The organism is Streptomyces polyrhachis, from assembly GCF_042663125.1.
Lineage (GTDB): Bacteria > Actinomycetota > Actinomycetes > Streptomycetales > Streptomycetaceae > Streptomyces > Streptomyces polyrhachii.
This window is the reverse complement of sequence record NZ_JBHSZO010000075.1, coordinates 1-6592: the sequence shown is the minus strand read 5'-3', so window position 1 is coordinate 6592 and position 6592 is coordinate 1. Positions and strand designations below refer to the sequence as shown.

General features: G+C 74.8%; 6 protein-coding genes. All 6 read left to right on the top strand.

The genetic code is table 11. The features are described 5' to 3' along the window. Positions 1 to 588: bifunctional adenosylcobinamide kinase/adenosylcobinamide-phosphate guanylyltransferase (locus ACFQLX_RS25520; RefSeq protein ID WP_386418887.1), on the top strand; the 588-nt coding region annotated here is incomplete at its 5' end. A gap of 83 nt (positions 589 to 671) precedes the next feature. Then, entirely contained in the window at positions 672 to 1757 is a 1086-nt protein-coding gene (locus ACFQLX_RS25515) for a nicotinate-nucleotide--dimethylbenzimidazole phosphoribosyltransferase (RefSeq protein WP_386418886.1), read from the top strand. Continuing rightward, positions 1754 to 2524, top strand: coding sequence for an adenosylcobinamide-GDP ribazoletransferase (locus tag ACFQLX_RS25510; protein ID WP_386418885.1), 771 nt, complete (start codon positions 1754 to 1756; stop codon positions 2522 to 2524). Before ACFQLX_RS25515 ends, ACFQLX_RS25510 begins: the two co-directional genes overlap by 4 nt. Before the next feature lie 163 nt (positions 2525 to 2687). Then, a complete protein-coding gene (locus tag ACFQLX_RS25505; protein ID WP_386418884.1) occupies positions 2688 to 4199 on the top strand; it encodes a leucyl aminopeptidase in 1512 nt (503 codons plus the stop codon). A gap of 299 nt (positions 4200 to 4498) precedes the next feature. After that, positions 4499 to 5887: a dihydrolipoyl dehydrogenase gene (gene lpdA / locus ACFQLX_RS25500; protein ID WP_386418882.1), complete on the top strand. Its 1389-nt coding sequence runs from the start codon at positions 4499 to 4501 to the stop codon at positions 5885 to 5887. A gap of 45 nt (positions 5888 to 5932) precedes the next feature. Beyond that, the coding region (locus ACFQLX_RS25495; protein ID WP_386418880.1) for a biotin/lipoyl-containing protein at positions 5933 to 6592 on the top strand (660 nt) is incomplete at its 3' end.

Genomic DNA, 6592 nt, shown 5'->3' with positions numbered 1-6592 from the left:
GCCGCGGGCGCGCGGGCGGTGGCGGACGGCGCCTCGCTGCGTGCCGGCGACGCCGAGCCACCCGCCGTGCCCCCGCGCACCCTCGTCCTGGGCGGCACGTCCGCGGGCAAGTCCGTGGAGGCCGAGCGGCGGCTGTCCGCCTTCCCCGAGGTGGAGTACGTGGCCACCGGCGGCGCCCGCGACGGCGACGCGGAGTGGGCCCGCCGGGTGCTGGACCACCGCGAACGCCGGCCGCCGTCCTGGCGTACGACGGAGAGCTGCGACCTCGTACCCCTGCTGGCGGCGGACGGGCCGCCGCTGCTCGTCGACTGCCTCTCGCTCTGGCTGGCGGACGCCATGGACGCCGCCGGGTCCTGGGACGGGGGCGAGGTGGGCCCGCGCACGGCGGAGCTGGTCGAGGCGTTTCGCACCACCCGGCGCACGGTGGTCGCGGTCAGCAACGAGGTGGGCTCCGGGGTGGTGCCCGCCACCCGCTCCGGGCGGCTCTTCCGCGACGAGCTGGGGCGCTTGAACGCGGCCGTCGCGGGCGAGTGCGAGCAGGTGCTGCTGGTGGTCGCCGGGCAGGTCGTGCCGCTGCGCGAGGGGTGAGCGCCCGGCCCGCCCCCGCGACTGCCCCGCGCACCGCCGGGCAGTCGCGGGGGCGGGCCGGGCGTGGGCTAATGTGCGCCGACATGGAGCCCCTGAACCTCGACGACTTCATCACGCACATCGACCGCCCGGACTCCGGCGTCCGCCGCGACGCGGAGGAGTGGCGGGCCGGGCGCTCGCCCCGGCCGGGGACCCTGGGCCGGCTGGACGAGCTGGGGCTGTGGCTCGCCGCCGCGCAGGGCGCGCTGCCGGTACGGCCGCTGGAGCGGCCCCGCGTGGTGCTCTTCGCCGCGGACCACGGGATCGCCTCGCTCGGCGTCTCCGCGGGCGAGCCCGCCACCGCCGTACGGATGGCGCGGGCGGCGCTGGACGGCGAGAGCCCGGCGGCGGTGCTGGCCCGGCGCTGCGGGGCGGGGCTGCGGGTGGTCGACATGGCGCTCGACTGCGACCTGGCCGAGCTGCCCGAGGAGGTCGTCCGCCACCGGGTGCGCCGGGGTTCGGGCCGGATCGACATCGAGGACGCGCTCACCCGCGAGGAGGCCGAGCGGGCCTTCCGCGCCGGGATGGCGATCGCCGACGAGGAGGTCGACGCGGGGGCGGACCTGCTGGTGATGGGCGACCTCAGCGTGGGCGGTACGACTCCGGCCGGCGTGATCGTCGCCGCGCTGTGCGGTACGGACGCCTCGGTGGTCACCGGCCGGGGCGGCTCCGGCATCGACGACCTGGCGTGGATGCGCAAGTGCGCCGCGATCCGCGACGCGCTGCGCCGCGCCCGGCCCGTACTGGGCGACCAGATCGAGCTGCTGCGGACCGTCGGCGGCGCGGACCTGGCGGCGATGACCGGCTTCCTGCTGCAGGCGGCGGTGCGCCGGACGCCCGTCATCATCGACGGGGTGGTCGGCGCGGCGGCGGCGCTCGTCGGCCAGCGGGCGGCGTTCCGCGCCCCGGACTGGTGGGTGGCGGGGCACAGCAGCGGCGAGCCGGCGCAGGCCAAGGCGCTGGACCGGATCGCCGTCGAGCCGCTGCTGGACCACGGGGTGACGGCCGGCGGGGGCGTCGGCGCGCTGCTGGCGCTGCCGCTGGTACAGGCGGCGGCCGAGCTGTGGGCGCGGCTGCCCGAGCGGGCGCAGCGCGGTGCGCTGGACGCCGCGGTGGACGACATCACGTGAACGACGGGCTGCGTTTCGCCTTCGGCACCCTGACCGCGCTGCCGGTGGCCGTCCGGCGCTGGGACCGCAAAGCCGCCCGCGCCGGGATGCTGCTGGCGCCGCTGACGGGGCTGGTGCTGGGGCTTGTCGCGGCGGCGGCCGGCGGGCTGCTCTCCCTGGGTACGGGCCCCCTGCTGGCCGCCGTCGCGTCCGTGGCGTCCGTGGCCGTGCTGACGCGGGGGCTGCACCTGGACGGTCTGGCGGACACCGCCGACGGGCTCGGCAGCGGCAAACCGGCCGAGCAGGCCCTGGCGGTGATGCGCCGCTCCGACATCGGCCCCTTCGGCGTACTGGCCCTGCTCTTCGTCCTGCTGGCGCAGATCGCCGCGCTGAGCGAGGTGCAGCGCGAGAACGGCTGGCCGGCCGCCGCCCTCGCCCTCACCGCCGCCCTGGTCGCCGGCCGCTGCACGCTGCCGCTCGCCTGCCGCCCCGCCGTGCCGCCCGCGCGCCCGGAGGGGCTGGGCGCGGCGGTGGCCGGTACGGTCCCGCGCGGCCGGGCCTGCGCGAGCGCCGGTCTGGCGGTGCTGGCCCTGCTGGTGCCGGCCGGGCTGCTCGCGGGGCCCGGCGCGGCGCTGCGCACCGCGCTGGCGATGCTCGCGGGCCTGGGCGCCGCCGAGGCGCTGCTGCGGCACTGCGTGCGCCGCCTGGGGGGCACCACGGGCGACGTCTTCGGCGCGTTGGCGGAGACGGCGGCCACGACCTGCCTGGTCCTGCTGGCAGTTGGCTGAAGACAGCCGTCCAACTCGCACGGGCCGTGCCTCTGACGGGCCGTCCGCCGCCCCCAACACCACGTCGTCGCGCGCGGACCGCGCCACTTGCCGCGAACGCCCGCGGCGTAGAGTGCCCGTGAACCCCCACCCGAACGAGCAAACGAAAGAGGACGAGCCAGCCGTGACCGCTCTGTCTCTCAGCAACACCTCCGCCGCGACGGCGCGTGCGGACGCCCTCGTCGTAGGCGTGGCCAAGGGCCCCGAGGGGCCCGTCCTCACCCCGGACGCCGAAGCCGCCGACAAGGCGTTCGGCGGGAAGCTCGCCGCCGTCCTGAAGACGCTGGGCGCCGCCGGCGGCGAGGGCGAGACCACCAAGCTCCCGGCCCCCGACGGCCTGAAGGTGGACGTGGTCCTGGCGACCGGCCTGGGTGCCGTCGCCGAGGAGGGGGAGGAGTACGACGCCGAGGTCCTGCGCCGCGCCGCCGGCGTCGCCGCCCGCGCGCTCTCCGGCACGGCCAAGGCCCTCGTCGCGCTCCCCGCCGCGGACGCCGTCCAGGCCGCCGCCGTCGCGGAGGGCCTGGTGCTGGGCGCGTACGCCTTCGACGAGTACCGCGAGAAGGCCGACGACGCCAAGGGCCCCCTCGGCGAGGCCGTCATCCTCTCCCCCGCGGCCCGCGACAAGGCCGTCAAGGACGCCGTCGCCGAGGCCGCCGTGGTGGCCGACGAGGTCAACCGCGCCCGCGACCTGGTCAACACGCCGTCCAACGACCTCACCCCCGAGGACTTCGCCGCCGCCGCCGTCGAGGCCGGCAAGGAGCACGGCTTCAAGGTCGAGGTGCTGGACGAGAAGGCGCTCCTCAAGGGCGGCTACGGCGGCATCATGGGCGTCGGCCAGGGCTCGGACAACCCGCCGCGGCTGGTGAAGCTCTCCTACGCGCCGCGCGGCGCCAAGACGCACGTCGCGCTGGTCGGCAAGGGCATCACCTACGACTCGGGCGGCATCTCCCTGAAGCCGGCCGGCCACAACGAGACCATGAAGTGCGACATGAGCGGCGCCGCCGCCGTGCTCTGCGCCGTGGCCGCCGCCGCCCAGCTCGGGCTGAAGACGAAGGTCACCGGCTGGCTGGCGCTCGCCGAGAACATGCCCTCGGGTACGGCGACGCGCCCCGGCGACGTGCTGCGCATGTACAGCGGCAAGACGGTGGAGGTGCTCAACACCGACGCCGAGGGCCGCCTGGTCATGGCCGACGCGCTCACCCGCGCCTCGGAGGACGAGCCGGACGCGATCATCGACGTGGCGACGCTGACCGGCGCGATGGTGCTGGCGCTGGGCAACCGGACCTTCGGCGTGATGGCCAACGACGACGACTTCCGCACCGCGATCCACGACCTCGCCACCGAGACGGGCGAGCAGTCCTGGCCGATGCCGATGCCCGTGGAGCTGAAGGAGGGCATGAAGTCGCCCGTCGCCGACCTCGCCAACATGGGCGAGCGGATGGGCGGCGGCCTGGTGGCCGGCCTCTTCCTGGAGGAGTTCGTCGGCGACGGCATCGTCTGGGCCCACCTGGACATCGCCGGCCCCGCGTTCAACACCTCCGGCCCCTACGGCTACACCCCCAAGGGCGGTACGGGCGCCGCGGTGCGCACGCTGGTGACGGTGCTGGAGCGGGCCGCGGACGGCGAGCTGCTCTGAGGCGGGCGGGCCGCGTGACGTAGTCGACGCGGCGACGCGTGGATACGGCCCCGGGCTTGGAAGCCCGGGGCCGTATCCATGCCGCGACCTGGTCTTTTTGTCCGATTACGGAGCCCTGTGGGCGCCCCCGCGTCCCGTCGGGGGCGAACAAGTGCGAAGATGGCCCCCAGCGGGACCTCGGCAGGGCAGCCCGCTGGACACGCGGCAGTACGGCGCCCGGTGGGGACGCCGACGAACAACAGTCGCCGGACGGCCGGAGAGTTCCGGGCGCCCCGGCGCACACGCATGGAGGACGTGACGTGGCGAACGACGCCGGCACCGTTTTCGACCTGGTGGTACTCGGAGGCGGTAGCGGCGGTTACGCCGCCGCCCTGCGAGCGGCCCAGCTCGGTCTTGACGTCGCCCTGATCGAGAAGGACAAGCTGGGCGGCACCTGCCTGCACCGCGGTTGCATCCCGACGAAGGCCCTGCTGCACGCCGGTGAGATCGCCGACCAGGCGCGCGAGGCGGAGCAGTTCGGGGTGAAGACGACCTTCGAGGGCGTCGACATGCCGGGGGTGCACAAGTACAAGGACGACGTGATCTCCGGGCTCTACAAGGGCCTGCAGGGCCTGGTGGCCTCGCGCAAGATCACGTACATCACGGGTGAGGGCAGGCTCTCCTCCCCCACCTCCGTCGATGTCGACGGCAAGCGGATCGAGGGGCGCCACATCCTGCTGGCGACCGGCTCGGTGCCGCGTTCGCTGCCGGGTCTGGAGATCGACGGCGAGCGGATCATCACCTCCGACCAGGCGCTGGTCCTGGACCGGGTGCCCAAGTCCGCGATCGTGCTGGGCGGCGGCGTCATCGGCGTCGAGTTCGCCTCCGCGTGGAAGTCCTTCGGCACCGAGGTCACGGTCATCGAGGGCATGAAGCACCTCGTCCCGGTCGAGGACGAGAACAGCTCCAAGCTTCTGGAGCGCGCCTTCCGCAAGCGGGGCATCAAGTTCAACCTCGGCACCTTCTTCTCCAAGGCCGAGTACACGGACAACGGCGTCAAGGTCACCCTGGCCGACGGCAAGGAGTTCGAGGCGGAGGTGCTGCTGGTCGCCATCGGCCGCGGCCCGGTCTCGCAGGGCCTGGGATACGAGGAGCAGGGCATCGCCATGGACCGGGGCTTCGTCCTGGTCGACGGGCAGATGCGCACCAACGTGCCGACGGTCTCGGCGGTCGGCGACCTCGTCCCGACGCTGCAGCTCGCCCACGTCGGCTTCGCCGAGGGCATCCTCGTCGCGGAGCGGCTCGCCGGGCTGAAGGCCGTCCCCATCGACTACGACGGCGTGCCGCGGGTGACGTACTGCCACCCCGAGGTCGCCTCCGTGGGCATCACCGAGGCCAGGGCCAAGGAGGTCTACGGGGCCGACAAGGTCGTCGCGCTGAAGTACAGCCTCGCGGGCAACGGCAAGAGCAAGATCCTCAAGACCGCCGGCGAGATCAAGCTCGTCCAGGTCAAGGACGGCCCCGTCGTCGGTGTCCACATGGTCGGTGACCGGATGGGCGAGCAGGTCGGCGAGGCGCAGCTGATCTACAACTGGGAGGCGCTGCCCGCCGAGGTGGCGCAGCTCATCCACGCCCACCCCACGCAGAACGAGGCGATGGGCGAGGCGCACCTGGCCCTCGCCGGCAAGCCGCTGCACGCCCACGACTGACCAGGCACGCACAGTCCGCACAGATCGTTAGGAGCAACTGAAACCATGGCGGTTTCCGTAACACTGCCGGCGCTCGGCGAGAGCGTGTCCGAAGGCACCGTGACCCGCTGGCTGAAGGCCGAGGGCGAGCGCGTCGAGGTCGACGAGCCGCTGCTCGAGGTCTCGACCGACAAGGTCGACACCGAGATCCCGGCCCCCGTGTCCGGCATCCTCTCCTCCATCAAGGTGGCCGAGGACGAGACGGTGGAGGTCGGCGCCGAGCTGGCCGTCATCGACGACGGCTCGGGCGCGGCGGCTCCGGCCGCCCTGCTCGCTGCCGCTCAGCCCGCCGCCGCCCCGCTCGCCGAGGCCCCGGCGCCCGCCGCCGAGGGTCCGGCCGTCGCCGCGACCCCGGCCGCCCCCGCCCCCGCCGCTGCGGCGCCTGCCGCCGGAGGCGGGGGCGCGCAGGGCGTCGACGTGACGCTGCCCGAGCTGGGCGAGTCCGTCGCCGAGGGCACCGTGACGCGCTGGCTGAAGCAGGTCGGCGACAGCGTGGCGGTCGACGAGCCGCTGCTCGAGATCTCCACCGACAAGGTCGACACCGAGATCCCCTCCCCGGCGGCGGGCACGCTGCTGGAGATCCTGGTGGCCGAGGACGAGACGGCCGCGGTCGGCGCACGGCTCGCCGTGATCGGCGCGGCGGGCGCGGCCCCGGCGGCCGCTCCG